Origin of the sequence: Nocardioides ginsengisoli, from assembly GCF_039537225.1 — a bacterium.
In the GTDB taxonomy this organism is placed as follows: domain Bacteria; phylum Actinomycetota; class Actinomycetes; order Propionibacteriales; family Nocardioidaceae; genus Nocardioides; species Nocardioides ginsengisoli.
In genome coordinates, this window is record NZ_BAABAC010000033.1 from 1 (window position 1) to 26157 (window position 26157).

Annotated in this window: 24 protein-coding genes; 2 read left to right on the forward strand and 22 right to left on the reverse strand. The window is 72.1% G+C overall.

Annotated features, from left to right (window positions below):
- From AB4880_RS17460 to AB4880_RS17470, 3 genes are all read right to left on the reverse strand, one after another.
- A partial coding sequence (locus AB4880_RS17460; protein ID WP_367920500.1) for an alcohol dehydrogenase catalytic domain-containing protein occupies positions 1-618 on the reverse strand: 618 nt, incomplete at its 3' end.
- A gap of 43 nt (positions 619-661) precedes the next feature.
- On the reverse strand, positions 662-1606 hold the full coding sequence (locus AB4880_RS17465) for a PDR/VanB family oxidoreductase (protein ID WP_367920501.1): 945 nt from the start codon (positions 1604-1606) through the stop codon (positions 662-664).
- A complete protein-coding gene (locus AB4880_RS17470) occupies positions 1603-3279 on the reverse strand; it encodes an HAL/PAL/TAL family ammonia-lyase (protein WP_367920502.1) in 1677 nt (558 codons plus the stop codon). The genes AB4880_RS17465 and AB4880_RS17470 overlap by 4 nt, the downstream gene beginning before the upstream one ends.
- Positions 3280-3380: 101 nt before the next feature.
- Between AB4880_RS17470 and AB4880_RS17475 the strand changes: the two genes are divergently transcribed.
- Positions 3381-4559 (forward strand): cytochrome P450, encoded by a 1179-nt coding sequence (locus AB4880_RS17475; protein ID WP_367920503.1) that lies wholly within the window; start codon positions 3381-3383, stop codon positions 4557-4559.
- Entirely contained in the window at positions 4556-5941 is a 1386-nt protein-coding gene (locus tag AB4880_RS17480; protein WP_367920504.1) for an FAD-binding oxidoreductase, read from the forward strand. Before AB4880_RS17475 ends, AB4880_RS17480 begins: the two co-directional genes overlap by 4 nt.
- Positions 5942-6183: 242 nt before the next feature.
- Here AB4880_RS17480 and AB4880_RS17485 read toward each other — a convergent pair whose 3' ends face one another.
- The 19 genes from AB4880_RS17485 to AB4880_RS17575 form a co-directional block, all read right to left on the reverse strand.
- Positions 6184-7143: a type IV toxin-antitoxin system AbiEi family antitoxin domain-containing protein gene (locus AB4880_RS17485; protein ID WP_367920505.1), complete on the reverse strand. Its 960-nt coding sequence runs from the start codon at positions 7141-7143 to the stop codon at positions 6184-6186.
- Between the two features lie 291 nt (positions 7144-7434).
- Positions 7435-8529, reverse strand: a complete 1095-nt coding sequence (locus AB4880_RS17490; protein WP_367920506.1) for an aminotransferase class I/II-fold pyridoxal phosphate-dependent enzyme — start codon at positions 8527-8529, stop codon at positions 7435-7437.
- Positions 8526-9311 (reverse strand): amino acid ABC transporter ATP-binding protein, encoded by a 786-nt coding sequence (locus AB4880_RS17495; RefSeq protein WP_367920507.1) that lies wholly within the window; start codon positions 9309-9311, stop codon positions 8526-8528. Before AB4880_RS17495 ends, AB4880_RS17490 begins: the two co-directional genes overlap by 4 nt.
- Positions 9308-10216 (reverse strand): amino acid ABC transporter permease, encoded by a 909-nt coding sequence (locus tag AB4880_RS17500; protein ID WP_379228226.1) that lies wholly within the window; start codon positions 10214-10216, stop codon positions 9308-9310. The genes AB4880_RS17495 and AB4880_RS17500 overlap by 4 nt, the downstream gene beginning before the upstream one ends.
- A gap of 2 nt (positions 10217-10218) precedes the next feature.
- Positions 10219-11109, reverse strand: coding sequence for an ABC transporter substrate-binding protein (locus AB4880_RS17505; RefSeq protein WP_367920509.1), 891 nt, complete (start codon positions 11107-11109; stop codon positions 10219-10221).
- 107 nt (positions 11110-11216) lie between these two features.
- Positions 11217-11948 (reverse strand): IclR family transcriptional regulator, encoded by a 732-nt coding sequence (locus tag AB4880_RS17510; protein WP_367920510.1) that lies wholly within the window; start codon positions 11946-11948, stop codon positions 11217-11219.
- 10 nt (positions 11949-11958) lie between these two features.
- On the reverse strand, positions 11959-13077 hold the full coding sequence (locus AB4880_RS17515) for a YihY/virulence factor BrkB family protein (protein ID WP_367920511.1): 1119 nt from the start codon (positions 13075-13077) through the stop codon (positions 11959-11961).
- A 30-nt stretch (positions 13078-13107) separates the two neighbouring features.
- Positions 13108-14028, reverse strand: a complete 921-nt coding sequence (locus AB4880_RS17520; protein WP_367920512.1) for an AEC family transporter — start codon at positions 14026-14028, stop codon at positions 13108-13110.
- A gap of 53 nt (positions 14029-14081) precedes the next feature.
- Positions 14082-15092: an NAD-dependent epimerase/dehydratase family protein gene (locus AB4880_RS17525; RefSeq protein WP_367920513.1), complete on the reverse strand. Its 1011-nt coding sequence runs from the start codon at positions 15090-15092 to the stop codon at positions 14082-14084.
- Positions 15089-15571 (reverse strand): hypothetical protein, encoded by a 483-nt coding sequence (locus AB4880_RS17530; protein WP_367920514.1) that lies wholly within the window; start codon positions 15569-15571, stop codon positions 15089-15091. The genes AB4880_RS17525 and AB4880_RS17530 overlap by 4 nt, the downstream gene beginning before the upstream one ends.
- Positions 15572-15649: 78 nt before the next feature.
- The gene (locus AB4880_RS17535) at positions 15650-16030 is read right to left on the reverse strand and encodes a PLD nuclease N-terminal domain-containing protein (protein WP_367920515.1); all 381 of its coding nucleotides are present in this window, start codon (positions 16028-16030) and stop codon (positions 15650-15652) included.
- Positions 16031-16122: 92 nt separating this feature from the next.
- Complete coding sequence (locus tag AB4880_RS17540) at positions 16123-17292, reverse strand: acyl-CoA dehydrogenase family protein (RefSeq protein WP_367920516.1); 1170 nt, start codon at positions 17290-17292, stop codon at positions 16123-16125.
- Positions 17289-19286 (reverse strand): acetyl/propionyl/methylcrotonyl-CoA carboxylase subunit alpha, encoded by a 1998-nt coding sequence (locus AB4880_RS17545; RefSeq protein ID WP_367920517.1) that lies wholly within the window; start codon positions 19284-19286, stop codon positions 17289-17291. The genes AB4880_RS17540 and AB4880_RS17545 overlap by 4 nt, the downstream gene beginning before the upstream one ends.
- Before the next feature lie 160 nt (positions 19287-19446).
- Positions 19447-20997, reverse strand: a complete 1551-nt coding sequence (locus AB4880_RS17550; protein WP_367920559.1) for an acyl-CoA carboxylase subunit beta — start codon at positions 20995-20997, stop codon at positions 19447-19449.
- Between the two features lie 128 nt (positions 20998-21125).
- A complete protein-coding gene (locus AB4880_RS17555) occupies positions 21126-21596 on the reverse strand; it encodes an SRPBCC family protein (protein ID WP_367920518.1) in 471 nt (156 codons plus the stop codon).
- Between the two features lie 13 nt (positions 21597-21609).
- Positions 21610-22746, reverse strand: coding sequence for an acyl-CoA dehydrogenase family protein (locus tag AB4880_RS17560; protein ID WP_367920519.1), 1137 nt, complete (start codon positions 22744-22746; stop codon positions 21610-21612).
- A gap of 3 nt (positions 22747-22749) precedes the next feature.
- Complete coding sequence (locus tag AB4880_RS17565; protein ID WP_367920520.1) at positions 22750-24465, reverse strand: acyclic terpene utilization AtuA family protein; 1716 nt, start codon at positions 24463-24465, stop codon at positions 22750-22752.
- Positions 24462-25259 carry a TIGR03084 family metal-binding protein gene (locus AB4880_RS17570; protein ID WP_367920521.1) on the reverse strand — a complete coding sequence of 266 codons (798 nt, stop codon included), beginning with the start codon at positions 25257-25259 and terminating at the stop codon, positions 24462-24464. Before AB4880_RS17570 ends, AB4880_RS17565 begins: the two co-directional genes overlap by 4 nt.
- Entirely contained in the window at positions 25256-25873 is a 618-nt protein-coding gene (locus AB4880_RS17575; RefSeq protein WP_367920522.1) for a TetR/AcrR family transcriptional regulator, read from the reverse strand. Before AB4880_RS17575 ends, AB4880_RS17570 begins: the two co-directional genes overlap by 4 nt.
- Positions 25874-26157 lie beyond the last annotated feature (284 nt).

Sequence of the window (26157 nt, forward strand, 5' to 3'; positions counted from 1 at the left end):
CGCCAGTGCGGCGCCCGCGATCGCAGCAACCCCGACACCACCGCAGCCGATGACCGCGATCGAGCGACCGCGGGTGATCGCGCCGGTGTTGATCGCGGCACCGATACCGGCCATCACGCCGCAGCCCAGCAGACCCACCGCGGCGGGGCGGGCCTTCGGGTCGACCTTGGTGCACTGCCCGGCCGCGACCAGCGTCTTCTCCGCGAACGCCCCGATACCGAGCGCCGGGGACAGCTCGGTGCCGGCATCCGCACCGTCGGCCAGGGTCATCTTCTGGGTGGCGTTGTGGGTGTTGAAGCAGTACTGCGCCTCACCCCGCTTGCAGGCCCGGCACTCCCCACACACGGCCCGCCAGTTCAGCACCACGAAGTCACCCGGCGCCACACCGGTGACGTCGGGGCCGACGGCCTCCACGATGCCGGAGGCCTCGTGGCCCAGCAGGAACGGGAACTCGTCGTTGATCCCACCCTCGCGGTAGTGCAGGTCGGTGTGGCACACCCCGCACGACAACACCTTCACCACCGCCTCGCCCGGCCCCGGGTCCGGCACGTTGATCGTCACGACCTCCACCGGCGCACCCTTCGCACGCGCGATGACCGCCTTCACCTGCTGGCTCATGTCTCTCCTGCTCCCTCGTCGTTTCAGCCGTCTACAGCCGGGTCTACAGATCCAGAACGATCCGCGCGCCGCGACAACGCGACACGCAGGGCATCATCATCTCGCCACTCGCCCGCTCCTCTTCGCTCAGGACATGGTCGCGGTGGTCGGGCTCGCCCTCGATGACCGCGGTCTCGCAGGTCCCGCACACGCCCTCCTGGCACGAGCTGAGGACCCGGATCCCGGCGGCCGAGAGGGCCTCCAGCACGGTCTGGTCGGCGGCGACCTGCACCTCGGTGCCGTCGGCGATCTCAACCACGAACGCGTGGTCGCCCTCCCGTACGGCGTCGCCGTCGCCGGCGAACCGCTCCACCACCAGACGGGTGCCGGGCCGGCTCGCGGCGTACTCCTCGAGCGCGCCGAGCAACGGCGTCGGGCCGCACGCGTAGACGTCGGCGTCGGCCGCGCCGAGCCGGTCGAGGGTGGCGGCGAGGTCGATCGGGCCGCCGTCGGTGTCGACATGGCGGATCACCCGGTCGCCGTACGCCGCGAGCTCGTCGACGTAGGCCGCCGCCTCCTCGCTACGGGCGAGGTGCAGCATCCGCCAGTCGGCGCCGGCGGCGTCCGCCGCCGCGGCCATCGGAAGCAGCGGCGTGACGCCGATGCCTCCGGAGACCAGCAGCACCGGCCGGTCGCCGAGGACCAGCTCGAAGTTGTTGCGCGGCACCGAGGTCACCAGCTCGTCGCCGACGGCGACGGTGTGGTGCACGTGGCGCGAGCCGCCGCGGCCGTCGACCTCCTCGAGGACGGCGATCCGCCAGGTGTCGGCGCCGGGTGCGGAGCACAGCGAGTACGAGCGGACCAGGTCGTCGGCGAGGACGACGTCGACGTGGGCGCCGGGCGTCCAGCCGGGCAGCGGCGTGCCGTTGACGGGCGCGAGCACCAGCTCGCGGACCCGCTCGGCGACCTGACGGGCCGCGGTCACCCGCACCCGGACGTCGTCCGTCATGACAGCGCCCCCACGGTGTCGACGACGGCGCCGGAGTGGACGAGCTCGACCGCGCGGCGCAGCCACGGGTAGAGGACGCGGTCCTGGGTGAGGTGCGCGACCGGCTGGCCCTGGGTGTCGTCGGCCGAGCGGACGAGGGCGCGCACGGCGCGACTGGACGGCGCCAGGCCCTCCTCGGTCACCTCGTCCTGCAGGATCCGCAGGTCGAGCGCCTGCGCGGCCATGAGCAGCTCGATGGCGACGACGGCCTCGATGTTCGCGACGACCTGGCGGGCGTGGCGGCCCGCGTTGTTGGCCATCGAGACGTGGTCCTCCTGGTTGGCGCAGGTGGGGATCGAGTCGACGGAGTCAGGGTGGGCGAGGGTCTTGCAGTCGGAGACCAGCGCGGCGGCGAGGTACTGCGGCAGCATGTAGCCGCAGTCCATGCCGACCTGCTCGCTGTTGACGAGCATGTCAGGCAGCCCGCGGTTGAGCGTGCCGTCGTCCATCCGGAACAGCCGGCGCTCGGTGATGCTGCCGATCTCGGTGACCGCGATGCTGAGGAAGTCGGCGGCGAAGGCCATGTACTCGGCGTGGAAGTTGCCGCCCGAGACCGCCTTCAGCGAGCGCGGCAGCGCCGGGAAGATGAGCGGGTTGTCGGTCGCGGCGTTCATCTCGTTCTCGACCAGGCCGCGGACGAAGCGCATCGTGTCGATCACCGGGCCCAGCACCTGCGGCACGCAGCGCAGCGAGTAGGCGTCCTGCGGGGGCTGGCGGACCGGGTCGTTGTCACGGTCGCCGTCGGTGAGCGTGGCGCCCGCGAGCAGGCCGCGGATCCGGGCCGCGACCTCGATCTGGCCGGCCTGGCCGCGGGCCTGGTGCAGCTCGGCGATGAAAGCGTCGCCGAAGCCCTTGAGCGCCTCGATCGACATCGCGGCAGTGATGATGTTGGTGTCGAGCAGGGTCTGCGCGTCGTAGAGCGCGAGCGCGACCTGGGCGCACGAGAACGACGTCCCGTTGAGCAGCGCCAGGCCCTCCTTGGCGGCGAGCGCGACCCGCTCGAGGCCGGCGGCGGCCATCGCCTCCGCACCCGGGACGACGACGCCGCCGTCGCCGAGCACCTCGCCGGAGTTGCGCAGGTCCTCCTCCGCGCTCTCGCGGCCGTCGACGCCCTTGGTCATCACCAGCGCGAGGTGCGCGAGCGGGATCAGGTCGCCGGACGCGCCGAGCGAGCCGTACTCGGGGATCGCCGGGTGCACGCCCGCGTTGAGCATGTCGACGACGAGCCGGGCGACCTCGGGGCGGACGCCGGAGTAGCCGGACAGCAGGCTGACCGCGCGGATCAGCATGGTCGCGCGGACCAGCTCCGCGTCGACGTACCGGCCGATGCCGGAGGCGTTGGACAGCACCAGGCGCCGCGACAGCTCGGCCGCGTCGGCCGGGTCGGCGAAGGCCTGGCGACCGGCGAGCGAGCCGAAGCCGGTGTTGATCGAGTAGATCGGGCGCTCCAGGCCGGTCGCCTCGACCCACTCCTGACTCGGCTTCAGCCGCGCCTCGACGGCGGCGTCGAGCTCGACACGGGCGCCGTGCCGGGCGACGTCGACGAGGTCGGTGAGCGTGAGCCGGGCGTCGCCGAGGACGACGACGCGGCTGCCGGCGCCGGCGGCGTTCCCGGCGGTGGAGGTCTGCGTCATGGTCACATCGTCGGGATCCCCGCCGAACCGCGGCAATTCTCATTCTCATGGGGCGGGAACATCCGTTGTTGGCCGATCGCGCCGGTTCCTAACGTCTCGGCATGCACCTGACCGACGACCCGTACGACGACGCGAACCTCACCGATCCGTACCCGCTCTTCCAGCGGATGCGCGAGGCCGGTCCTGCCGTCTGGCTCGACAAGTACGACGTGCCGGCGTTCACGCGGTTCGCCGAGGTGCGCGAGATCCTCGTCGACCACGAGACGTTCATCTCCGGGGCGGGCGTCGGCCCGCGGAACTACCACCACCAGCCGCCGTGGCGGAAGCCCGGCATCCTCGACTCCGACCCGCCGATGCACACGCCGCTGCGCAACGCGATGGCCGACGTCATCAGCCCGCGCAACATGCGGCCCCTGCGGACGGGCTTCCAGGAGTTCGCGACGCCGCTGGTCGACAAGCTGCTCGACCTGCGCGAGTTCGACGCGATCACCGACCTCGCCGAGATCTTCCCGATCCGGGTGTTCGGCGACGCGGTCGGCATCCCGCGCGAGGGGCGCGCCGAGAACCTGCTGGCGCACGGCGCGATGAACTTCGCGCAGTTCGGCCCGGAGGACGCCCGCTACGACGCCTACATGGCGGCCGGCGAGCACACCATCGAGTGGACGATGCAGAACTGCGCCCGCGAGAACCTGACGCCCGGCGGCCTCGGCTCGATGATCTGGGCGCACGCCGACGCGGGGGCGATCGCGCCGGAGGAGGCCGCCGTCCTGGTGCGGGCGCTGCTGTCCGCCGGGCTCGACACCACCGTCATCGCCATCGGCAACACCCTCGGCTGCCTGGCCGCGAACCCGGGTCAGTGGGACCTGGTGCACGCGACGCCGCGGCTGGCGAAGTTCGCGATCGACGAGGCGCTGCGCTTCGAGTCGCCCTTCCAGTCCTTCTTCCGGACCACCTCGCGCGACGTCGAGATCGGCGGCGTGAAGATCCCCGAGGACAGCAAGCTCATCGTCTTCCCCGGCGCGGCCAACCGCGACGTGGACCGCTTCGGCCCGGACGCCGACCAGTACCTCATCGAGCGCGAGGCCGGCGGCCACCTGACCTTCGGCATGGGCATCCACCAGTGCGTGGGCCAGCCGGTGTCGCGGCTGGAGATGGAGGTGCTCTTCGGCGAGCTCTCGCAGCGGGTCCGCTCGATCGAGCTGGTCGGCGAGCCGGTCCCGTTCCTCCACAACACGCTGCGTGGCCTGAAGTCCCTGCCCGTGCGTATCGTCCCCGCGTGAGCACCCCGGACTTCGTCGCCGCCCTGACCGAGGAGCTCGGCGGTCGCTGCCGGGTCATCGCGGACGGCGACCTGCTGGCGTCGTACCGCCAGGACATGGCGACCGTCGTACCGGGCGGGCTGCCGGCGGCGGTGGTGCAGCCGCGCACGACCGCGGACGTCGCCGCGGCGCTGCGCCTCGCCTCGTCGTACGGCGTGGCGGTGGTGCCGCGGGGCGCCGGGACCAGCCTGGCCGGCGGCGCGAGCGCCGTCGACGGTTGCCTGGTGCTCTCGACCGAGGCGCTGACGACGATCCGGACGCTCGACCCGCTCGACCGGGTGGCCGTGGTCGAGGCGGGCGTCGTCAACGCCGACCTCGACCGGGCTGCGGCCGCACACGGGCTGATGTATGCGCCGGACCCGTCGAGCTGGGAGATCTCCACGATCGGCGGCAATGTCGCGACGAACGCCGGCGGCCTGCGCTGCGTGAAGTACGGCGTCACCCGGCAGTCGGTGCTCGGCCTGGAGGTCGTGCTGGCCGACGGGCGGATCATCGAGACCGGGACGCGGACCACGAAGAATGTCGCCGGCTACGACCTCACCGGCCTCCTCGTGGGGTCGGAGGGGACGCTCGGCGTGATCACCGCCGCGACCGTCAAGCTGCACCGGCGGCCGCTGACGCCGCCCGCGACCGTGGTCGCCGCCTTCGCGTCCTTGGAGGAGGCCGGGGCCGCCGTCGCGTCGATCGTCGCCTCGGGGCCGGACGTGTCGCTGCTGGAGCTGCTGGACGGCGTCACGCTGCGCGCGATCGACGACTGGAAGCGGATGGGCCTGGCCGGGATCGAGGCGATGCTCGTCGTCCAGGTCGACGGCCGCTTCCCCGACGACGCGGACCTCGTCGCCTCCCTGTGCGCGGCGGCGGGAGCGGTCGACGAGCCCGCCGTCTCCACCGACCCCGCCGAGTCGGACCAGCTCCTCGCGATCCGCCGCCTCGCCTACCCCGCCGCGGAGCGGATGGGCCAGTGCCTCGTCGAGGACGTCGGCGTCCCCGTCTCCCGCCTGCCGGAGATGATCCGCCGCATCGACCGGGCCGCCGCCACCCACGGCGTCACCGTCCTCACCGTCGCCCACGCCGGCGACGGCAACCTCCACCCGACCTTCATCTTCGACCACGCCGGCGACACCGCCACCGGCATCCCCCCGGAGGTCGCCGCCGCCGCGGACGACGTCTTCGCCGCCGCCCTCGACCTCGACGGGACCATCACGGGCGAGCACGGCGTCGGCGTACTGAAGGCACACTGGCTGGAGCGCCAGGTCGGCCCGGACGCGATGGCGCTGCAGCGCGCGGTGAAGGCGGCGTTCGACCCGTCGGGGATCCTGAACCCGGGGAAGATGCTGCCCTGATCGGGGCCTGAGCATGATCGGCGCGGATTGCGTGAACCTGGTTGATGCAATCCACGCCGATCACCCGCGCGGGGCAATCCCGGCGAGCCGAGCGAGCCAGGGGCGGCCGCGTCAGCGGCGGCGCGAGCGCAGCGAGGCTCCTTGACGGCGGGGGACGGCGGAGGACGGCGGAGGACGGCACGCTACCGCGCGGCCGCCCGACCAGCCCCGTGACACCAGCCCCGCAAGACCAAGCCAGAACCTCACCCAGGACACTCCGGACAGACCAGCGCCACGCCGTCCCAACCCCGCCGCCGGAACAGCTCGCCCAGCTTCGCCGCCGTGACGCAGGGCCGCCCGAGCACCTGCCCGTACCCCAGCCGCACCGTGTCGACGCCGCCGAGCGCGGTGTCGAGGTCCCGCTCGAGGTCGCGGTCGCGCGCGGCGGTCGAGTCGTGGAACAGCCGGCCGTCCAGCTCCACGACCTGCCGCCACCGGGGGCGACTGCCTCCGTGGACGACGTCGCGGAACGTCCTGCGACCGTCGGCTCCGACATCCGCGACCTGCCGCAGCCCGGGCGGCAGCCCGTGCGGCCGCTCGACCCGCGTGAGGTAGCCGTGTTCGAGCACGGAGCAGGTCCCCTCGGCGACGTCGGCGAGCACGGACGTCAGCCACTCCCGCCGCCGCAGCCGGCTCATCTGCTCGACCCGGTCAGCGAGGCGCGCGGCGGTGGTCCGGCGCCCGCCACAGGCGTCGGCGAGGATCCCGATGGCCCGCAGGTCGTCGCCGGCCCGGTCGGCGAGCTCGACGACCGCGTCGTCGTACCGCTGCCGGGGCGGGCCGAGCTGCAGCTGCACCGCCTCGTCGAAGCGACGCGTACTGCGGACGACGACGCCGGTCAGCGGGGCCGGATGCCGCCCGTGCCGTACGACGACCTCGATCGGATCGGCGTCGTCATGGTGGCGTCGCCCCGGCCCCTCGTGCGCCCGTACGGCGGACCACCCGCCGAGGGCCGCCGGCCAGCAGGCCAGGACGGCGGCCCACGCGCGTTGCTGCCACGTCAGCGGACCGGTGTGGCCGACGTAGACGCCCGGATGGACCTGCACCCACACGTGTCGGCGCAGCATCCGCGCCACCTCGACCGGCGACTGGCCGCAGGCGAGCACCTGGCGGCGTGCGATGACGCCGGCCTGCCGGTCGATGAGGTCCGCGATCTCGTTCATGGGGCAGGCCCGTCCCCGACGCACGGGGAGCGCACACATCGGCCGGGCGAGGCTGTGGATACGAGCGTGGATCGGGCGCACCAAGCGACATCGGCGCGGATCCGATGAACCAGGTTCACGCAATCCACGCCGATGACGCCGACCCGGCAGAAGTTTCTGCCGGGTCGGCGCGTCTTGCGAGCCAGTTTCTGCCGGGTCGGCGCGTCTTGCGAGCCAGTTTGTGCCGGGTCGGCAGGTGGGGACCAGGCAGCCGCCCGGTCCCCACCGATCACCACCCGCGGCCGGGGACCCTCACCCCCAGGCCGCGAGCACCTCCGCGAGCACCGCCCGCAGGTCCGGCTCACCCACCGTGATCCGGACGCCCTCACCCGCGAACGGCCGCACCAGCAGCCCGTGTTCGCGGCACAGCTCGGCGAACTCCAGCGACCGCTCGCCGAGCGGCAGCCACACGAAGTTCGCGTACGACGTCGGCCCGGCCAGGCCGCGGGCCGCCAGCAGGGCGACCACCCGCGAGCGCTCCTCGCAGGTCGCGGCGACCCGGTCCCCGAGCACCGACGGGTGCTCCAGGGACGCGCGGGCCGCGGCGACGGCCACCGACGAGACCGGGAACGGCGGCAGCACCGACCGCACGGTCGCGGCGACGGCGGGCGCGGCGACGAGGTAGCCGGCGCGCAGGCCCGCGAGGCCGTGGGCCTTGGAGAAGGTCCGCAGCACGATCACGTTGCCGCGGGCGACCAGCGCCGCCAAGGACGCGGCGTCGGGCCGCGCGCGGTCGTCGTACTCCGTGTAGGCCTCGTCCAGGACGACGAGCACGTCGCGCGGCAGCGCGTCCACGAAGTCGACCAGGTCGGGCCACGCGACGACCGTTCCCGTGGGGTTGTTCGGGTTGCAGACGATCACCATCCGGGTCGAGGGCCCGACGGCCGCCGCCATGGCCGCCAGGTCGTGGACGCCGGACTCCGTCAGCGGCACCTGCACCGACCGGCCGCCGGCGATCTGCACGCTCAGCGGGTACGCCTCGTAGGAGCGCCAGGCCATCACGACCTCGTCACCCGGGCGGACGTAGGCCATCAGCACCCGGTCGAGCAGCGGCAGCGCGCCGTCGGCCACCGCCACCGACGCCTCGGCGACCCCCAGGGAGGTCGCGAGGGCGGAGGCGAGCTCGGCTCCCCCGATCAGCGGATATCGGGAGCCCCCGGCGACCGCGGCGAGCGCGGCCTCGAGTACCGGCCCGACCAGTCCGCCGGGCGCCTCGTTCGAGGACGCCCGGACCCGGACCGGCACCGGCCCCGGCGCGACCGACGAGTACGCCGCCAGCCCCGCCAGCTCCGGCCGGGCCTCCGGCCGGGCCTCGGGCCGCGCCTCGGCAGCAGGCCCAGCGCTCACGCCAGCACCTTCGAGAGGAACGCCTGCGTCCGCGGCTCCCGCGGCCGCTCCAGCACCTCCGACGGGGGCCCGGACTCGACGACCACGCCGCCGTCCATGAAGTAGACGCGGTCGGCCACCTCGCGCGCGAAGCCCAGCTCGTGGGTCACCACGATCATGGTCATCCCGTCTTCGGCCAGCTGCCGCATGACGGCGAGCACGTCGCCGACCAGCTCGGGGTCGAGCGCGGACGTCGGCTCGTCGAAGAGCATCACCTCGGGCTGCATCGCCAGGGCCCGCGCGATCGCGACCCGCTGCTGCTGGCCGCCGGAGAGCTGCGAGGGGTAGTTGTCGACCCGGTCGGCGAGACCGACCCGACCGAGCAGGTCCCGCGCCCGCTTCTCGGCGACGGCGCGCTTCTCCTTGCGGACGACCATCGGGCCCTCCATGACGTTCTCCAGCGCGGTCCGGTGGCCGAAGAGGTTGAACCCCTGGAACACCATCCCGATCCCGGAGCGCCGGACGGCGACCTCCCGCTCGTTGAGCTCCTTGAGCTTGTCGCCGTGGGGCCGGTAGCCGACCCGGTGGCCGCCCACCCACATCTCGCCCCGGTCGAACTTCTCCAGGTGGTTGATGCACCGCAGGAAGGTGCTCTTGCCGGACCCGGACGGTCCGAGCAGGCACACCACCTCGCCCTTGGCGACGGTCATGTCGATGCCCTTGAGCACCTCCACGCTGCCGAACGACTTGTGGACGTCCCAGGCCTGGAACATCGGCTCCTCGGTCTCGGGCTGAGCGCTCATGCGACTGCCTCCCCCTTCTTGCGTGCGGCGCGGCTGCCCTTGCGGCTGACCCGGTGGTTCGAGAAGCCGCGGCCGAAGTGCCGCTCGATGAAGAACTGCCCGACGGAGAGCACCGCCGAGATCGCGAGGTACCAGAGCGCGGCCACGATGAGCAGCGGGATGGTCTGGTAGGTCCGCGAGTAGATGAGGGACGCCGACGTCATCAGCTCGGTGTAGCCGATGACGAGCACCAGCGCCGTGTGCTTGAGCATGCCGATCGTCTCGTTGCCGGTCGGCGGGATGATCACCCGCATCGCCTGCGGCAGGACGACGCGCCGCATCACCTGCGAGCGCCGCATGCCGACCGCGCTCGCGGCCTCGGCCTGGCCCGGCGGCACCGACATGATGCCGCCGCGCACGATCTCGCTCATGTACGCCGCCTCGTTGAGGCCGAGGCCCAGCAGCGCGGCGGAGAGGGGCGAGATGAGGTCGTTGGCGCTCCACGACAGGCTGCCGATGCCGATGTGCGGGTAGAGGGCGCCGAGGAAGTACCAGAACAGCAGCTGCACGAGCAGCGGCGTGCCGCGGAAGAACCACGAGTAGGCCCAGGCGGCCGAGGACAGGATCGGGTTCGGCGAGAGCCGCAGCACCGCTATCACGACGCCGAGGGTGACGCCGATCGTCATCGCCGCGACGGTCAGCATCAGGGTCTTGCCGACGCCCTGGAGGATCGGCTGGGCGAAGAGGTAGTCGCCGACGACGTCCCACTGGAAGCGCTCGTTGCCGACGATCTGGAAGATCGCGCCCGCCACCAGCAGCAGGATCACGCCGGCCATCGCCCAGCGGGCCGGGTGCCGCGTCGGGACGACCACCCGCGCGTCCCGCGCGAAGGCGGGACGCGCGGGCGACTCGGTCACGGGAGTCATGGTCACTTCGTGCCGCCGTTGATCGGGAACTCCTCGACCGCGCCGCTCTCGAGGCCGAACTTCTCCAGCGCCTTCTGGTAGCTGCCGTCCTTCAGCATCGCCTGCAGCGCCTGCTGCACGGCCTTCTCCAGCTCGGTGCTGCCCTTGGCGAAGACGATGCCGAACGGCTGCGCCTCGTACGGCTTGCTCATCACCAGGCCCTTGGCCTGCGAGGCGGCATAGGCGCCGGGCGCGCTGTCCATGAGGATGGCGTCGACGCGGTTGTTCTGCAGGGCGAGGATGACCTGGTTCTGGCCCGGGAAGACGACCGACTCGATCGGGTCCTTGCCCTCGGCCTCGCACTTCTTCGACTGCTCCTCGGCCTGCGGGACCTCGGTCGTGCCCTTGACCACGGCGACCGTGGTGCCGCACATGTCGGCGATCGTGGAGTACTTCTCGGCGTCCGCCTCCTTGGCCATGACACCGGCGCCGGCGGCGAAGTAGTCGACGAAGTCGACCTCCTTCTGGCGCTCGAGGTTGTCGGTCATCGCCGACATCGCCATCTGGTAGCGCCCCGACGCGAGGCCGGGGATGATCGCGTCGAAGGCGATGTTCTCGAACTCGATGTCGATGCCGAGCTGCTTCTCGAGCCCGTCGGCGATCTCGCGGTCGATGCCGAGGACGGTCTTGTTGTCGGTGTCGTAGAACTCGAACGGCGGGTACTCGACGTTGCTCGCGATGGTGATCGACTTCTTGCCCTGCAGGTCCTTGGGCAGGGCGCTGTGCAGCGGCGCCGACGTGTCGAAAGACGGCTTGTCGTTCGCATCGCTGCTCCCCCCGCAGGCGGACAGCAGGCCCGGGAGGACCAGGGCGAGGGCGGCGGCCGAGAGGGTGATGTGGCGGGGTCGCGTCATGATGCGTGCGCTCCTTGAGGTGTCGTGGATCACAGGAGGATCCGGCCCCGGAGGCATCGGCAACAATCGCCGTTCCCACGGTGTGGGAACCGCTCGTTGCGCGGTGGTTACTTCTCGATCTCCGCCGACATCTCGGTCGCCGCGACGCGCAGCAGCCGGGTCGCGCGGCGGATCCAGCCCTCGTTGTCGCAGCGGTCCGTCGGGCCCGCGATGGTCAGCGAGGCGGCGCACTCGCCGTCCTTGAAGACGGGGACGGCGACCGCGATCGCGCCCTCCTTGAACTCGCCGCGCGACACCGCGAGGCGGTCGCGGCGCACCTGGGCGAGGACGGCAGGCAGCTCGTCGGCGGCGATCGTCGCCTTCGAGTAGGAGACCAGGTTGGCGAGCGCCACCTCGAGGATCGGCCGCGGCGCGTAGGCGAGCAGCAGCCGCTGGCCGGCGCCGGCGTAGAGCGGGAGCAGCTCGTTGATCCGGAAGGCGTAGTGGTCGGGCGCGGGCGAGACCGACTGGCGCAGGCAGATCGCGTGCGACCCCGCCCGTACGGCGAGCACCGCGGTCTCGCCGGTCTGATAGGTCAGCGTGCGCAGGAACTCCCCCGAGACCTCCGCGAGGCGGGTGTGGGTGAGGTGCTCGCCGGAGATCTCCATCAGCCGCCAGCCGGGCACGTAGACGCCCTGCGACTCCTCGATCAGGCCGTAGTCGCGCAGCGAGCGGACGTAGCGGTAGGCCGTGCTGGTGGCGAGGCCGAGCTCGTCGGCGACCTCGGCGACGGTCACCTGGCCGTTGCGGGCGATCGCGATGAGGACGTCGAGTCCCCGGGTGAAGGAGTTCTGCGCCATGGCGTCCCGCTCAGATCGTGGGCGGCAGGTTGAACGGCTGCGTCGGCTCCTCGGCCGCCTCCGGTCGCGGCGGCCGGCCCGGGATGAACTGCTTGTGGACCTTCTCGGTCCGCGGGTCGAGCACGATCTCGTGGGAGTCGCCGTTGCGCTCGTCGAAGCGCACCGCGACCGTCTCGAACCCCTTGTGGCGCTGCATCTGGGCGTACATGGAGTACGCGCGGCGGTCGGCGTCGGTGAGGTCGACCGCGTCGGTGAACGGGGTGAGCAGGGCCCGGGGCCACAGCCGGCGGGCCAGGACGACGTTGACCTCGATGCCGATCATCCCCATGATCGCGCCGATGTAGAGCAGGCCCATCAGGCCGAGGACGATGCCGAAGACCTGGGCCATGCTGTTGCGGTCGGCGCTGGCGATGACGTTGGTGACGTAGATGGTGCCGATCCACTGCAGGAACTGCCACAGCACGGCGATGGTGAACCCGCCGGGCGCGGCGCGGATGGAGTGCTGCTTGATCGCCCGGGCCGTCGCCATCCGCAGCAGGACGGTCAGCCCGCCGCCGAGGATCCCGACGGTGAGCAGGCGCACGAGCCAGTGGAACCAGCCGTGCCGCGACAGGTCGCCGACCAGGCGGGTCTCGGTGAGCACGACCGAGCCGATCGAGATCGCGAAGATCGCGGTGCCCGCCACGGCGAGGATGAACAGGCTGTTGACCCGGGTCATCACCGGGTGGGGGCGGCTGTTGCGCGGGACGGCCCAGGCGGCCGACTGGACGTTCTGCAACGCCAGGCCGAGCCCGAGCGCACCGTACAGCGCGGTGAGCGAGCCGACGATGATGCCACCCGTCGAGCCCTTGATCCCGTTGGGGCGGCCGAGGGCGTCGCCGATGATCGGGAACTGCCCGAGCGCCGAGTCGAGCACCTGGTCCTGCAGGCGTGGGTTGCCGTCGAGGATGAAGCCGAGGATCGACGTGCCGAGCAGTAGGAGCGGGAAGATCGACAGGAAGGCATAGAAGGTCAGGATCGCCGCGAGATAGTTGCCCTGGTCGTCGAAGAACTTGTAGATCACCGCCAACGGGAAGCCGACGGCGGATCTCCGCCGCTGCGCCCGGTCGATGTCTCCTACAACTCCCACGGCCAGAACCTACGACATCCGGTACGTCGTTCAGGCGAGCAGGGCCGAGATGACGACCGCCACCGGCGCCGAGGCGAGGGTGGACACGAAGATGGCGTCGCGCGCCAGCAGGATCCCGCGGTCGTAGCGCATGGCGACGACGAAGACGTTCTGCGCGGTCGGCAGCGCCGAGAGCAGGGTGACCGCGAACAGCTCGTGGCCCTCCAGGCCGACGGCGAACCGCCCGACGACGTACGCCGCGACCGGCTGGACCACCATCTTCAGCGAGGTGACCGTGGCCAGCGCCCGCGGCGTGACGCCGCGTCCGGGGAGCGGGCCGAGGCGCAGCGCGACGCCGTACGCGATGAGCATGGCGGGCACCGCCATCCCGCCGACCAGCTCCAGCGGCGCCTGCACCGGCTGCGGGAGCGTGGTGTCGGTCGTGGCGAGCAGCAGACCGGCGACGGAGGCGATGGTCAGCGGGTTGGTGACCGGCCGCGACAGGATCTTCGCGACCGTCGGCCGCTCCGGGCTGGTGACGACGTCGAGGACCGTCAGCGCGAGCGGCTGCAGGACGAGCAGCTGCATCAGGAGCGCCGGTACGACGAGCGCCGCGTCGCCGAGGGCGTAGGCGGCGATCGGGATGCCGAGGTTGCCCGCGTTGACGTACGCCGAGCACAGGCTCGCCACCACCGCCGTACCGCGGTCGAGGTGGCGGGCGCGGGCGATGGCGACCATGGTCCCCGCGCTCACGATCACGCCCGCGGCGGTCGCGACGAGCGGTCCGGAGAGCACCCGGGACGGGTCCGACTTCTCCAGCACGGTCACCAGGAGCGCCGGGCTGGCGAGGTAGAAGGACGCCAGCGAGAGACTGCGCTGGCCGTGGGCGTCGACGATCCCGCGGTCGGCCAGCAGCGCGCCGAGGGCGATGACGACGGCGATCGTCGCGAACCCCTCGAGCACCCCCGTCACGGGTCGATCCCATCACCGCGCCGCGCGGCGTCGCGCGCCGGGGCGGGTGAGGGTCAGGGACGCAGCGGCGGGAGCGACGAGCCGGCCGAGTGCCGGGCGCCGTCGACGAAGGCGGCGAGCGCCTCCTCCGCGGTGTGCTGCGGACGCCAGTCGAGCTCGTCGTGGGCGCGCGCGGCGTCCATCAGCGGCAGCACGAGCAGCGCGTCGGCGAGCGATCCAGGGACCCGCACCACCCGCGCCAGCCAGCCCGTGTTGACCGCCGCGCTGACCAGCCGGCCGGGGACCTCGACGGTCGGCACGCCGAGCAGCTCGCCCAGCTCGCGCCGCCGTACGACGCCGGGGCCGGCGAGGTTGAACGCACCGGTGACCGGCCGCTCGACCGCGGCGACCAGCGCGCGGGCGACGTCCTCGGCATGGACCGCCTGCAGCCGCAGCCCCTGCGGCAGCGGCACGCCCGGAAGGAACCGGCTGTCGAGCATCCACGGACGCAGCAGCGCGCCGCCGAAGATCCGCCGCTGCTCGGTGGCCGCCGAGCGCTGGAAGACGAACGCCGGCCGGATCCGCACCAGCCGGGTCTCGGTCTGCGCCGCCTCGAACGCGTCGAGCACCCGCTCGACGTACGCCTTCTCCCGGCAGTACGCCGCCGAGGACGCGCCGTCGGTCGGCCACGACTCGTCGACCGCGCGGTCGGGGTCGGCCGGGTCGAACGGCGAGTAGGACGCGACGGAGCAGACGCAGACGACCTTCGGGACCCGCAGCCGCCGTACCGCATCGAGGACGCGGCGGGTCCCGACCGCATTGGTCTGCCAGGTCTCCTCGGGCCGGTGGGTCGGCTGGAACTTCCACGCCAGGTGGACGACGGCGTCGGCGCCCTCGAGGACCGCGTCGAGGTCGTCGTGCCCGACGTCCGCGGAGCGCCACCGCACCGACGTCGGCACGTCGACCGCGGGCAGCTCCGGCAGCCGCCGCGCCACCGCGACCACGTCGTGCCGCCCCTCGCTGGTCAGCTCGCGGAGCGTCGCGCTGCCGACGTTCCCGGAGGCGCCGGTGACGACGACCCTCATGTGAGGATCCGCTTCCGCGCGACCGCGAGGTGCAGCCCTTTCAGCCGGACCAGCTGCTCCCCCGCCCGGTCGATCAGGTCGTCGAGCAGCCCCGCGTCGAGGCGGGGGTCGTCGTTCGCCAGCTCGCGCAGCAGCTCCCAGCCGGCGCGCTTGCCGTAGACCGCGTCGCGCAGCGCCTCGAGCTCCAGGACGTCGGTCAGCGGCGAGCGTCTCAGCAGTCGGCCGTTCGGCTTGAGCCGGCCGACCCGCTCCGCCACGCGGCCAGTCAGCGCGCCGACCAGGCTCGGCGTGCCGCCGACCCGCCGGATCAGGGCGCGCAGCGTCTCCCGCTCGGCCGTGATCTCCCTCGACATCTCGCGTACGGCGGTCGCGGTGACCGGGTCGCCGTGCGTCCCGGCCACCCGCCGGAAGAGCTCCATGCCGAGGGTCGAGGCGGTCCAGTGGTGCTGCAGGTAACCCCGCAGTACGTCATCGTCCATCCTCTCGGCGTACCCGGGCGGAGCCCGCGCAGACTGATCAGTCGCGGGTCAGTCGGTCAGTCGCGGGTCAGTCGCGGGTCAGCCGACGTCGCCCTGCTCGTCGCGGCGCTGCTCCTCGCGCCGCTGCTGCTCGTAGCGCCGCCGCTGCTCCTCGGCGCGCTCGCGCACCTTGCGCAGGAAGTCCTCGTCCTTCTCCGGGTCGGCCGCCGCGAACCGGCCGCGGCGCTCGTACTCCGGAAAGCCCGGCGCCGCGCCCTGGTCGCGGGTCATCGGCCGGTCGGGGAGCGGGCGGCCGGCGACGATCCAGACGATCGAGCCGGCGAGCGGGAAGAAGAAGACGATGAGCAGCCACCAGGTCTTGCCCAGGTTGCGGACGCTGTCGTCGCGCGCGGTGATCACGTCGACCAGGCAGTAGATCCAGAGGATGAGGACCAGGACGGGCGGCAGCAGGCGCAGCATCCCGGCATTCTGCCCCGGCTCGCCCGTCGTACCGGACGTTTTGGTCGCTTCTCGGGCGAAAACGCGACCAGAACGTCCGGTACGACCGGACATCAGTAGGACTTGGGGAGCCCCAGCGAGTGCATCGCCACGAAGTTGAGGATCATCTCCCGGCTGACGGGGGCGATCCGGCCGAGGCGGGCGGCGACGAGCATGTTGCCGAGGCCGTACTCCTGGGTGAGGCCGTTGCCGCCGTGGGTGTGGACGGCGACGTCGGTGGCGTTGCAGGCGACCTCGCCGCCGGCGTACTTGGCCATGTTGGCGTACTCGCCCGCGGTGAAGTCGTCGCCCGCGTCGTAGAGCGCGGCGGCCTTCTGCCAGAGCAGGCGGGCCTGCTCGAGCTCGATCTTCACCTTCGCCAGCGGGTGCGCGATGCCCTGGTGGGCGCCGATCGGCTGGTCCTTCCAGACCGAGCGCTCCTTGGCGTAGGCGACCGCCTTGTCGAGCGCGTAGCGGGCGATGCCGCAGGAGAACGCGCCGCCCATGATCCGCTCGGGGTTGAGGCCGGCGAAGAGCTGCCAGAGGCCGCCGTCCTCGTCGCCGACGAGCGCGTCGACCGGCACCCGGACGTCGTCGAGGAAGAGGGTGAACTGCTTCTCCGGCGCCTGCCACGACATCGGGATGGGCTGCTTGGTGAAGCCCGCCGCGTCGGTCGGTACGACGAACAGCGCGGGCTTGAGCTTGCCCGTCTTGGCGTCCTCGGTGCGGGACACGATGAGCACCGACTGCGCCTCGTCGACGCCGGAGATGAAGGTCTTCTGCCCGTTGAGCACCCAGTGGTCGCCGTCGCGCGTGGCGGTCGTGGTGATCTGGTGGGAGTTGGAGCCGGCGTCGGCCTCGGTGATGCCGAACGCCATCAGGTGGGTGCCGTCGGCGATCGACGGCAGCCAGCGCTGCTTCTGCTCCTCGGTGCCGCAGCGGCTGATGATCGAGCCGCAGATCGCCGGCGAGACGACCATCATCAGCAGCGGGGCGCCGGCCGCGGCCGACTCCTCGAGGACGGCCGCGAGGTCGGCCATGCCGCCGCCCCCGCCGCCGTACTGCTCGGCGATGTTGACGCCCAGGAAGCCGTTGCGGCCCATCTCGAGCCACATGTCCGTCATCTTGCCGCCCTCGCGGGCCTGCTTCTCGACGTACTCGCGGCCGTACTTGCTCGCCAGCTTCTTGACCGCCTCGCGCAGGGCGACGCGCTCCTCCGGCTCGGTGAACATGGTCTGGGTCATGCGCTCTCCTCCTCGGAGCCGACAGGCTCAACGACGGCGAGCACGACGCCCGCCTCGACCTGCTGACCGGCGGTCGCCGACAGCTCGGTGACGGTGCCCGCATAGGGCGCCGCGATGGTGTGCTGCATCTTCATGGCCTCCATCACGAGGATGGGCTGACCCTCCTCGACGACGTCGCCCACCGCCGCGCGGACGGCGATCACGCTGCCCGGCATCGGCGCGAGCAGCGAGCCGGCCGCGACCTGGCTGGACGGGTCGACGAAGCGCGGCTTGCGGCGCAGCGCGACGTGGCCCAGCGAGGACTCGACGTCGACCCGGTCGGTGTCGACGGGGTCGGTGAAGACCGTGAACGTCCGCGCGACCCCGTCGACCTCGATCTCGACCGTCGCGGGGCCGGCCTTCGTGACGACGACACACTCGAGGTCGGCGGAGCGGAAGGTGCGGCCGCCGTACCAGCGGACGGGCAGCTCGTCGTCGCCCGACGTCCCGCGCAGGAAGGTCGTCACCTGCGGCTCGGCGATGACATTGCGCCAGCCGGCCGGGATCCGGCTCTGCACCGGGCGGTCGAGGCGGGCCTGCTCGGCGAGCGCGACCGCGGCCGCGAACCCCGAGATCTCGACGGTGCCCTCGCCGCCGGGCGACGCGGCCAGTGCGGCCAGGTCGGCGCCGTCGAGCCAGGTCGTGTGCATCGCGCCGGAGGTGAACACCGGGTCGCGGAGCAGGTTGACCAGCAGGTCGCGGTTGGTGACCAGGCCGTGCAGCTCGGCGTTCGCCAGCGCACCGGCCAGCCGGCGCAGCGCCTGCTCGCGGGTGGGCGCGTGCACGATCACCTTGGCGATCATCGCGTCGTAGAAGGTCCCGACCTCGTCGCCGGAGCCGACGCCCGAGTCGAGCCGGACGCCGTGGGACGCCGGGCCCTCGAAGGCACTCACCACGCCGGGGATCTCGAACCGGGCGATCCGGCCGCTCTGCGGCTGGTAGCCGTGGGCGGGGTCCTCGGCGTAGAGCCGCACCTCGACCGCGTGGCCGCTCGGCGCGCCCACCTCGACGGCCGGCGAGTGACCCTCGGCGACGGCGATCTGCAGCGCGACCAGGTCGACGCCGTAGACCGCCTCGGTGACGGGGTGCTCGACCTGGAGGCGGGTGTTCATCTCCAGGAAGTAGAAGCGGTCCTTGGCCGGGTCGTAGAGGAACTCCACGGTGCCCGCGCCGCGGTAGTCGATCGCGTCGGCCGCCGCCTTGGCCGCCGCGTGCAGCGCCGCGCGGGTGGCGTCGGGCAGCCCGGGGGCGGGCGCCTCCTCGATGACCTTCTGGTGCCTGCGCTGCACCGAGCAGTCGCGCTCACCGAGGACGATCGCGCCGTCGGCGGTGCCGAGCACCTGGACCTCGATGTGGCGCCCGTTCTCGACGTACGGCTCGACGAAGACGGTGCCGTCGCCGAACGCCGACTCGGCCTCCGACTGCGCGGTCTCGATCTCGGCCGCGAGCCGGTCGAGCGCGCGGACGATCCGCATGCCGCGCCCACCGCCGCCGGCACTGGCCTTCACCAGCAGGGGCAGGTCGTCGGCGGTCGCCGTGTCGGCCGTGACGGCGCCGAGGACCGGCACGCCGGCGGCCTCCATCAGCTTCTTGGACTCGATCTTCGAGCCCATCCGCTCGATGGACGACGGGTCGGGGCCGACCCACGTCAGCCCGGCCTCGACGACCTGGCGGGCGAAGTCGGCGTTCTCGGACAGGAAGCCGTAGCCGGGGTGGATCGCGTCGGCGCCGGCCTTCCGGGCGGCCGCGATCACGAGGTCGCCCCGCAGGTAGGTCTCGGCGGGCGTGTTGCCCGGCAGCCGTACGGCGGCGTCGGCGTCGCGCACGAACGGCATCGCGGCGTCGGCGTCGGAGTGGACGGCGACGGTCTCGATGCCGAGGTCGCGGCAGGTGCGGAACACGCGGCGGGCGATCTCGCCGCGGTTGGCCACCAGGATCCTTCGAATCAAAGGCACCAGGTGCCCCCTTTCATCAGCCCGCTGCAAACACGAGCTTGCGAGTGTTTGCCCGACCAACCGCGAGCAGAGCGAGCCTGGTTGGTCGGAATATCAAGTCAGTGCGGCGAAGCCGCTCCTCGCCTTTCCGGTGTGTTCCGCATGTGCGCGGCGAAGCGGCTCACATGCGGAACACACCGAAGTTCATGGCGCCCTCGATCGGCTGGTTGTCGATGACGGACAGGCAGATGCCGAGGACCGTCCGGGTGTCGCGGGGGTCGATGACGCCGTCGTCGTAGACCATCCCGGAGAGGACGTACGGCAGCGACTGCTCCTCGATCTGCGCCTCGACCATCTCCTTGATCGCGACGAAGCCCTCGGCGTCGAAGGGCTGGCCCTTCTTCTCCGCCGACTCGCGGGCGACGATCTCCAGCACGCCGGCCAGCTGCGCCGGACCCATCACCGACGACTTCGCCGAGGGCCAGGTGAACAGGAAGCGCGGGTCGTAGGCACGGCCGTTCATGCCGTAGTTGCCGGCGCCGTAGGACGCGCCCATGATCACCGTCAGGTGCGGGACCTTCGAGTTGGAGACCGCGTTGATCATCATCGCGCCGTGCTTGATGATGCCGCCCTGCTCGTACTCCGCGCCGACCATGTAGCCGGTGGTGTTGTGCAGGAACAGCAGCGGCGTGTCCTTCTGGTTGGCCAGCTGGATGAACTGCGCCGCCTTCTGCGCCTCCTCGCTCATCAGTACCCCGCGCGCGTTGGCGAGGATGCCGATCGGGTGGCCGTGCAGCTGCGCCCAGCCGACGCAGAGGGCCGAGCCGTAGAGCGGCTTGAACTCGTCGAACGCCACCTCGTTGTGGGCGCTGGTGCCGTCGACGATGCGCAGGATCGCCTCGCGCGGGTCGAAGGGCTCCTTGAGGTCGGTGGGGATCAGGTCGAGCAGGTCCTCGGGGTCGAGGTCGGGCTCGGCGTAGTCGACGGTCGGCGGCGTGCCGGCCTTGCGCCAGTTGAGGCGGGCGACGGTACGGCGGGCCAGGCGGATCGCGTCGTACTCGTCGACGGCGAGGAAGTCGGAGGAGCCGGAGATCCGCGAGTGCATCTCGGCGCCGCCGAGCGTCTCGTCGTCGGACTCCTCGCCGGTCGCCATCTTCACCAGCGGCGGGCCGGCCAGGAACACCTTGGCCTGCTCCTTGACCATGATCACGTAGTCGCTCATGCCGGGGACGTAGGCGCCGCCCGCGGTGGAGTTGCCGAAGACGACCGAGATGGTCGGCTGCTTGCGGGCGCTCGACCGGGTGAGGTCGCGGAAGCCGCGGCCGCCGGGGATGAAGATCTCCTTCTGGGTGGGGAGATCCGCGCCGCCGGACTCGGTGAGGTTGATCGTCGGAAGGAAGTTCTTCTCGGCGATCTCGGCCGCCCGGAAGGACTTCTTCAGCGACCACGGGTTGAGGGCGCCGCCCTTGACCGTGGGGTCGTTGGCGACGATCAGGCACTCCACGCCCTCGACGACGCCGATGCCGGTCACCAGCGAGGCGCCGACCGCGAAGTCGCTGCCCCAGCCGGCCAGCGGCATCAGCTCGAGGAAGGCGGAGCCCTCGTCGACGAGCAGATCGATGCGCTCGCGGGCCGTGAGCTTGCCGCGGGCGCGATGCCGCTCGATGTACTTGCCGCCGGCCTCGACCGCCTTGGCCTGCTCGGCGTGCAGGTCGGCGATCTTGGCGCTCATCGCCGTCCGGCGGAGCTGCTCGGGGGTCTGCTCGGGGGTCTGCTCGGGGGTCTGCTCGGGGGTCTGCTCGGGGGTCTGCTCGGGGGTCTGCTCGGGGGTCTGCTCGGGGGTCTCGGCCTCCGTCGTGGTCATGCCTCCACCACCGCCTTCATCCGCTCCAGGGTCGTGCGCATGCCGCGCTCGTTGGTCTTGCCGCGCAGGCGGCCGAGGACCAGCCAGTAGCCGCGGAGGTACCAGGCCGGCGTGAGCCGGAAGTACTCGGTGACCCGGGTGCCGCCGTCCTCGGGGGCCATCCGGTAGCCCCACGTGTTGAGGTGCTTGTCGTCGAGCCCGACGCCGAACTCGAACACCTCGCCGGGCTCGCACGCGGTGACCGTGCACGGCGTCCAGTAGACGGGGCCGACGCCGTTGCGCTTCACGTGGCCGCGGAAGCGGGCGCCGACCTCGGGGCCGGTGGCGCCGTGGGTCCACTCCGCCTCGAAGGTCTCCGGCGAGAACTCGCCGATCCGGGTGACGTCGCTGACCAGGTCCCAGACCTCGGTCACCGGCGCCGCCATGTGGACGCTCACCTCGCCGCCGAGCGGCTTCATCAGGCTCATTCGGGCCTTCTCCTTATGCGTAGCCGAGGAGGCGGGCGGCGAGGTCGGTGAGGACCTCCGTCGCACCGCCACCGATGGGGAGCAGTCGGGCGTCGCGGTAGTGACGCTCGACCTCGGTTCCGTGCATGTAGCCGGCGCCGCCGAACAGCTGGACGGCCAGGTCGGAGACGGCGACCGCGGTGTCGACTGCCGTCTGCTTGGCCAGACAGGCCTCGGCGATGACGGTCTCGCCGGCGACATGGCGGGCCGCGACGTCGAGGGTGTAGGTGCGCGCGACCTCGACCTGGCGGTGCATCTCGACCAGCTGGGCGCGGACGACCTGGTTCTTGTTGAGCGGCTTGCCGAAGGTCTCGCGGTCGCGGGTGTACTGCGCGGCGAGATCGAGGCAGCGCTGCGCGTGGCCGTAGCCCATCAGCGCGAGGAAGATCCGCTCGACGACGAACTGCTGGGCGATGTAAGAGAAGCCCTGGTTCTCCTGGCCGACGAGGTTCTCGACGGGCACCCGGACGTCGACGTACGACAGCTCGGCGGTGTCGGAGCAGTGCCAGCCCATCTTCTTCAGCGAGCGCTGGACGGTGAAGCCCGGCGTTCCCTTGTCGACGACGATGAGCGAGATGCCGGCATGGCCGGCCTCACCGGTGCGGCAGGCGGTGACCACATAGTCGCCGCGGACCGCGGAGGTGATGAACGTCTTGGCGCCGTTGATGACGTAGTGGTCGCCGTCGCGGACGGCCTTGGTGGTGATGCCCGCGACGTCGGACCCGCCGCCGGGCTCCGTGATGCCGAGGCTGCCGATCTTCTCGCCCGCGAGGGTGGGGCGGACGTAGTGGTCGATGAGGTACGGCGAGCCGTTCTCGACCATGTGCGGGACCGCGATGCCGTGCGTGAACAGCGACGCCATCAGCCCGCCGGACGCACCGGCCGCCATCAGCCCCTCCTGCAGCGCGCACGCGTCGAGCAGGTCGCCGCCCTCGCCGCCGACCGCCTCCGGGTAGCCGATGCTGAGCAGGCCCGCCTTCGCGGCGGCCTGGGTGAGGCTGCGCGGCAGCTCGCCGGCGTCCTCCCACTCCTGCAGACCGGGCATGATCTCGCGGCGCGCGAACTCGGTCGCCGACTCCTTGAGCGCCTGGCGCTCCTCGCTCCACCGCATGGGCTACACCAAGTCTTCCTGGATGTGGACGACCCGGCTGCGGACCCACTCGCCGAGGCCCTTGGCCTGCGGGTCGAACCGGGTGGACGCGGCGACGCCGTCGCCGAGCAGGCCGTGGATGACGACATTGACCGCGCCGAGGTTGGGCAGCACGTAGACGTCGATGTCGAGGTCCTTCGCCTCGGGCACCAGCTCGCGGACCTTGCGGTCCTTGAGGATCTTGGCGAGCCACTGCACCCGCGCCTCGTACTTCGGCGAGCCGTCGTTCTTGACCCACAGGCCGAGGTTGGCGTTGCCGCCCTTGTCGCCGGAGCGGGCGTGGACGAAGGTGCCGAGCGGCATCCGGCGGGTGATCGTGTCGGCCGGCGCCGGGTACGGCGACGGGCGCTTGCCCAGCTCGGGATCGCTCTCCGCCGGGTCGACGAACACGGTCGGGTCGGCGATCACCTCGCGGGTGCCGTCGTGGTGGACGACGGTGTGCTCGACGACGCCGCGGTCGACGTACTCGGGGGTGTAGATGCCGAACGGACTGGGCTTCTGTGGCGGCGTGGTCATGGTGAAGCCCGGGTAGCTGGCGAGCGCGAGCTCGACCGCGGGGCCCGTGAACGGCTTGCCGAGCGGGCCGGCGTCCTGGTCCTTGCCGATGCACCGCAGGATCACCGAGGCGCCCTCCTCGGTGTCGGCGTCGACGGTGCGGGCGGAGGTCTGCGTCCAGGTGATGTCGGCGGCGGTGAGCTGCGGCTCGAGCTGGCTGCGCAGCCACTCGGCCTTGGCGTCGATGTCGAGGCCGGTGAGGACGAACTCGACCTGGTTGCGGTAGCCGCCCAGCCTGTTGACCGCGACCTTCAGCCGCTCCGCGGGCGGGGCTCCGGTGACGCCGGTGATTCCGACCCGGTCGGGCCCCTCCTGGTGGAGGCGGATCGAGTCGAGGCGGGTGGTGACGTCAGGGTTGAGGTAGCGCGTCGTCTGGATCTCGTAGAGCAGCTGCGCGGTGACCGTGTCGACGGTGACCGCGCCGCCGGTGCCGTCGTGCTTGGTGATCACGCTGCTGCCGTCGGCGGCGATCTCGGCGATGGGGAAGCCGAGCGGCTGCGTCATCGGCGCGCCGGCGCGGAAGAGGTCGGTGAAGCCGGAGAAGTTGCCGCCCGTGGCCTGGGTGCCGCACTCGATGACGTGGCCGGCCACGACGGCACCTGCGAGCGCGTCGTAGTCGGTCGGATCCCAGCCGTGGTGGGCGATCGCGGGACCCACGACGACGCTCGCATCGGTGACCCGGCCGGTGACGACGACGTCGGCGCCGTTGCGCAGCGCGGAGGCGATGCCGAAGGCGCCGAGGTAGGCGTTGGCGGTGAGCGCGCCGTCGAACAGGTGGGCTCCGCGCAGGTCGTCGCCCTCGACGTACGCGACCTTGGCGCCGGTGCCGAGCGCCTCGATCCTGGCCGCGAGGCCCGCCGGGTTGAGTCCGCCGGCGTTGCTGACGATCGTGACGCCCTTGTCGAGCGCGAGGCCGAGGGTGTCCTCGAGCTGCTTGAGGAAGGTGCGCGCATAGCCGAGGTCGGCGTCGCGGAGCGTGTCCATGCCGAGGATGAGCATGGTCAGCTCGGCGAGGTAGTCGCCGGTGACGACGTCGACGTCACCCCCTTCGAGCTGCTCGCGCAGCGCGGACAGGCGGTCGCCGTAGAAGCCGCTGCAGTTGGCGATCCGGATCGGTTGCGTCATCGGGGATCCCTTCCGCCGCCGGCCGGACCGGCGAAGGCCTGCGCGATGGTCAGCCACTGCTCGGCGTCGTCGCCGACGGCCTTGAGGTCGGTGTCGTCGCGGTGGACGCGCTGGGTGACGAGCTGGCAGAAGTCGTACGCCGAACCCGTCACCCGCTGCCCGGCGTCCTCCGGCCCCCACGTCCAGACCTCGCCGCTGGGCGCGGTGAGCTCGACGCGGAACTCCTCGGCCGGCGCCTCGAGGCCGTTGTTGGCGTAGGAGAAGTTGCGGGTGCGCACGCCGATGTGGGCGACGTGCCGGATCCGGTCGGTGACCTCGGGGCGGACGCCGATCGCGTCGTAGACGTCGAGGGCGTGGGCCCAGGTCTCCATGAACCGCGCGGTCGCCATCGACGTCGGCGACATCGGCGGGCCGAACCACGGCAGCTGGTGGCCCTCCGGGTAGGCCCGCAGCGCGGCCATGAGCCCGGGCCGGGCGGCGTCCCAGCGGGCGAGGAGCGCGTCGGGGGCGTCGGCGCCGATCCGCAGCGCCTCCTTGTCGACGAAGCCGGTCGGGTCCTCGATCGCGGTGAGGACGACGGCGTCCCACGCCTCCTTGCCCTCGTGGGTGAGCGTGCCGGCGGCGAGGACCGCGACCTCGTCGGTCCAGAGCAGGTGGGCGATCGTCGTCGCGACGTCCCAGCCGTCGGCCGGGGTCGGCGTACGCCAGGCGTCGGCGTCGAGCGCGGCGACCGCCGTACGGAGCTGGTCGCCCTCGGCGCTCAGGTCGGCCAGGACGTCGTCGAGGACACTCATGCCTCGTCTCCTTCGGGGGTTCGGAGCGCCGCGTCGAGGGTGCGGGCCCACTCGGTGAGGATCCGGCGGCGCCGACGGGCGTCGTCGCCGAGCGTGTTGGCGAGGCCCAGGCCCCGGACCAGGTCGAGCGTCGCCTGGACCAGCTCGCGGACGCCGGGCTGCGACTCGTCGACCCCGAGCAGCTCGATCGTCAGCCGGTGCGTCTCGCGGCCGACCCGCTGCTCCAGCGGCCCGACCGCCTCGTGCAGGCTCGGATCGGTCCGCGCCGCGACCCACAGCTCGAGCGCCGCGGTGAACACCGGCGAGGCGAAGTGCTCGCCCAACATCTGCACGACCGCCTCGGTGCGCCCCTGGCCCTGCGGCAGCCGCGCGACCGCCGCCTCGAGATCGGAGCCGCGGATCGCGGTCAGGTGACTCACCGCCGCGACGACCAGGTCGTTCTTGGTCGGGAAGTGGTGCAGCTGCGCACCGCGGCTCACGCCCGCGCGCTCGGAGACCAGCGTGGTCGTCGTCCCGCCGAAGCCGCGCTCGACGAGGAGCTCGACGGTCGCGTCCATCAGGCGCTGGCGCATGACCCGCGTCCGCTCCTCCTGGGGCACCCGCGTCGTGGTCACGGAGTCAGCATGGCGCGGCACAAACAAACAGTCAAGCCTGACTTTAAGTGGGGACTAGGCTCGGCCCCTGGCCGACGGGAACCCGCTGACGGCACGGATCTCCGTGCTGGTCGCCGGCCTCGCCGGGATGCCCGCACCCGGCCCAGAGCAGGTGCTTCCTCATGCCGGAGGTTCGGAGCGGACCCCCGGGCCGGATGGGGTGCAGGAATCCCCGCTTCAGCGGGGATTCCTGCGCTTCCTGACGGTTGCAACGGCCAGGAAGCGCAAGTTTCCGTCAGGAAGTC

Bases quoted from the DNA above. Each gene is read 5' to 3' on its own strand.
- AB4880_RS17465 (WP_367920501.1), bottom strand. From the start codon at position 1,606: ATGACGGACGACGTCCGGGTGCGGGTGACCGCGGCCCGTCAGGTCGCC.
- AB4880_RS17470 (WP_367920502.1), bottom strand. From the start codon at position 3,279: ATGACGCAGACCTCCACCGCCGGGAACGCCGCCGGCGCCGGCAGCCGC.
- AB4880_RS17475 (WP_367920503.1), top strand. From the start codon at position 3,381: ATGCACCTGACCGACGACCCGTACGACGACGCGAACCTCACCGATCCG.
- AB4880_RS17485 (WP_367920505.1), bottom strand. From the start codon at position 7,143: ATGAACGAGATCGCGGACCTCATCGACCGGCAGGCCGGCGTCATCGCA.
- AB4880_RS17495 (WP_367920507.1), bottom strand. From the start codon at position 9,311: ATGAGCGCTCAGCCCGAGACCGAGGAGCCGATGTTCCAGGCCTGGGAC.
- AB4880_RS17500 (WP_379228226.1), bottom strand. From the start codon at position 10,216: ATGACTCCCGTGACCGAGTCGCCCGCGCGTCCCGCCTTCGCGCGGGAC.
- AB4880_RS17505 (WP_367920509.1), bottom strand. From the start codon at position 11,109: ATGACGCGACCCCGCCACATCACCCTCTCGGCCGCCGCCCTCGCCCTG.
- AB4880_RS17510 (WP_367920510.1), bottom strand. From the start codon at position 11,948: ATGGCGCAGAACTCCTTCACCCGGGGACTCGACGTCCTCATCGCGATC.
- AB4880_RS17525 (WP_367920513.1), bottom strand. From the start codon at position 15,092: ATGAGGGTCGTCGTCACCGGCGCCTCCGGGAACGTCGGCAGCGCGACG.
- AB4880_RS17530 (WP_367920514.1), bottom strand. From the start codon at position 15,571: ATGGACGATGACGTACTGCGGGGTTACCTGCAGCACCACTGGACCGCC.
- AB4880_RS17535 (WP_367920515.1), bottom strand. From the start codon at position 16,030: ATGCTGCGCCTGCTGCCGCCCGTCCTGGTCCTCATCCTCTGGATCTAC.
- AB4880_RS17540 (WP_367920516.1), bottom strand. From the start codon at position 17,292: ATGACCCAGACCATGTTCACCGAGCCGGAGGAGCGCGTCGCCCTGCGC.
- AB4880_RS17550 (WP_367920559.1), bottom strand. From the start codon at position 20,997: ATGAGCGCCAAGATCGCCGACCTGCACGCCGAGCAGGCCAAGGCGGTC.
- AB4880_RS17555 (WP_367920518.1), bottom strand. From the start codon at position 21,596: ATGAGCCTGATGAAGCCGCTCGGCGGCGAGGTGAGCGTCCACATGGCG.
- AB4880_RS17560 (WP_367920519.1), bottom strand. From the start codon at position 22,746: ATGCGGTGGAGCGAGGAGCGCCAGGCGCTCAAGGAGTCGGCGACCGAG.
- AB4880_RS17565 (WP_367920520.1), bottom strand. From the start codon at position 24,465: ATGACGCAACCGATCCGGATCGCCAACTGCAGCGGCTTCTACGGCGAC.
- AB4880_RS17570 (WP_367920521.1), bottom strand. From the start codon at position 25,259: ATGAGTGTCCTCGACGACGTCCTGGCCGACCTGAGCGCCGAGGGCGAC.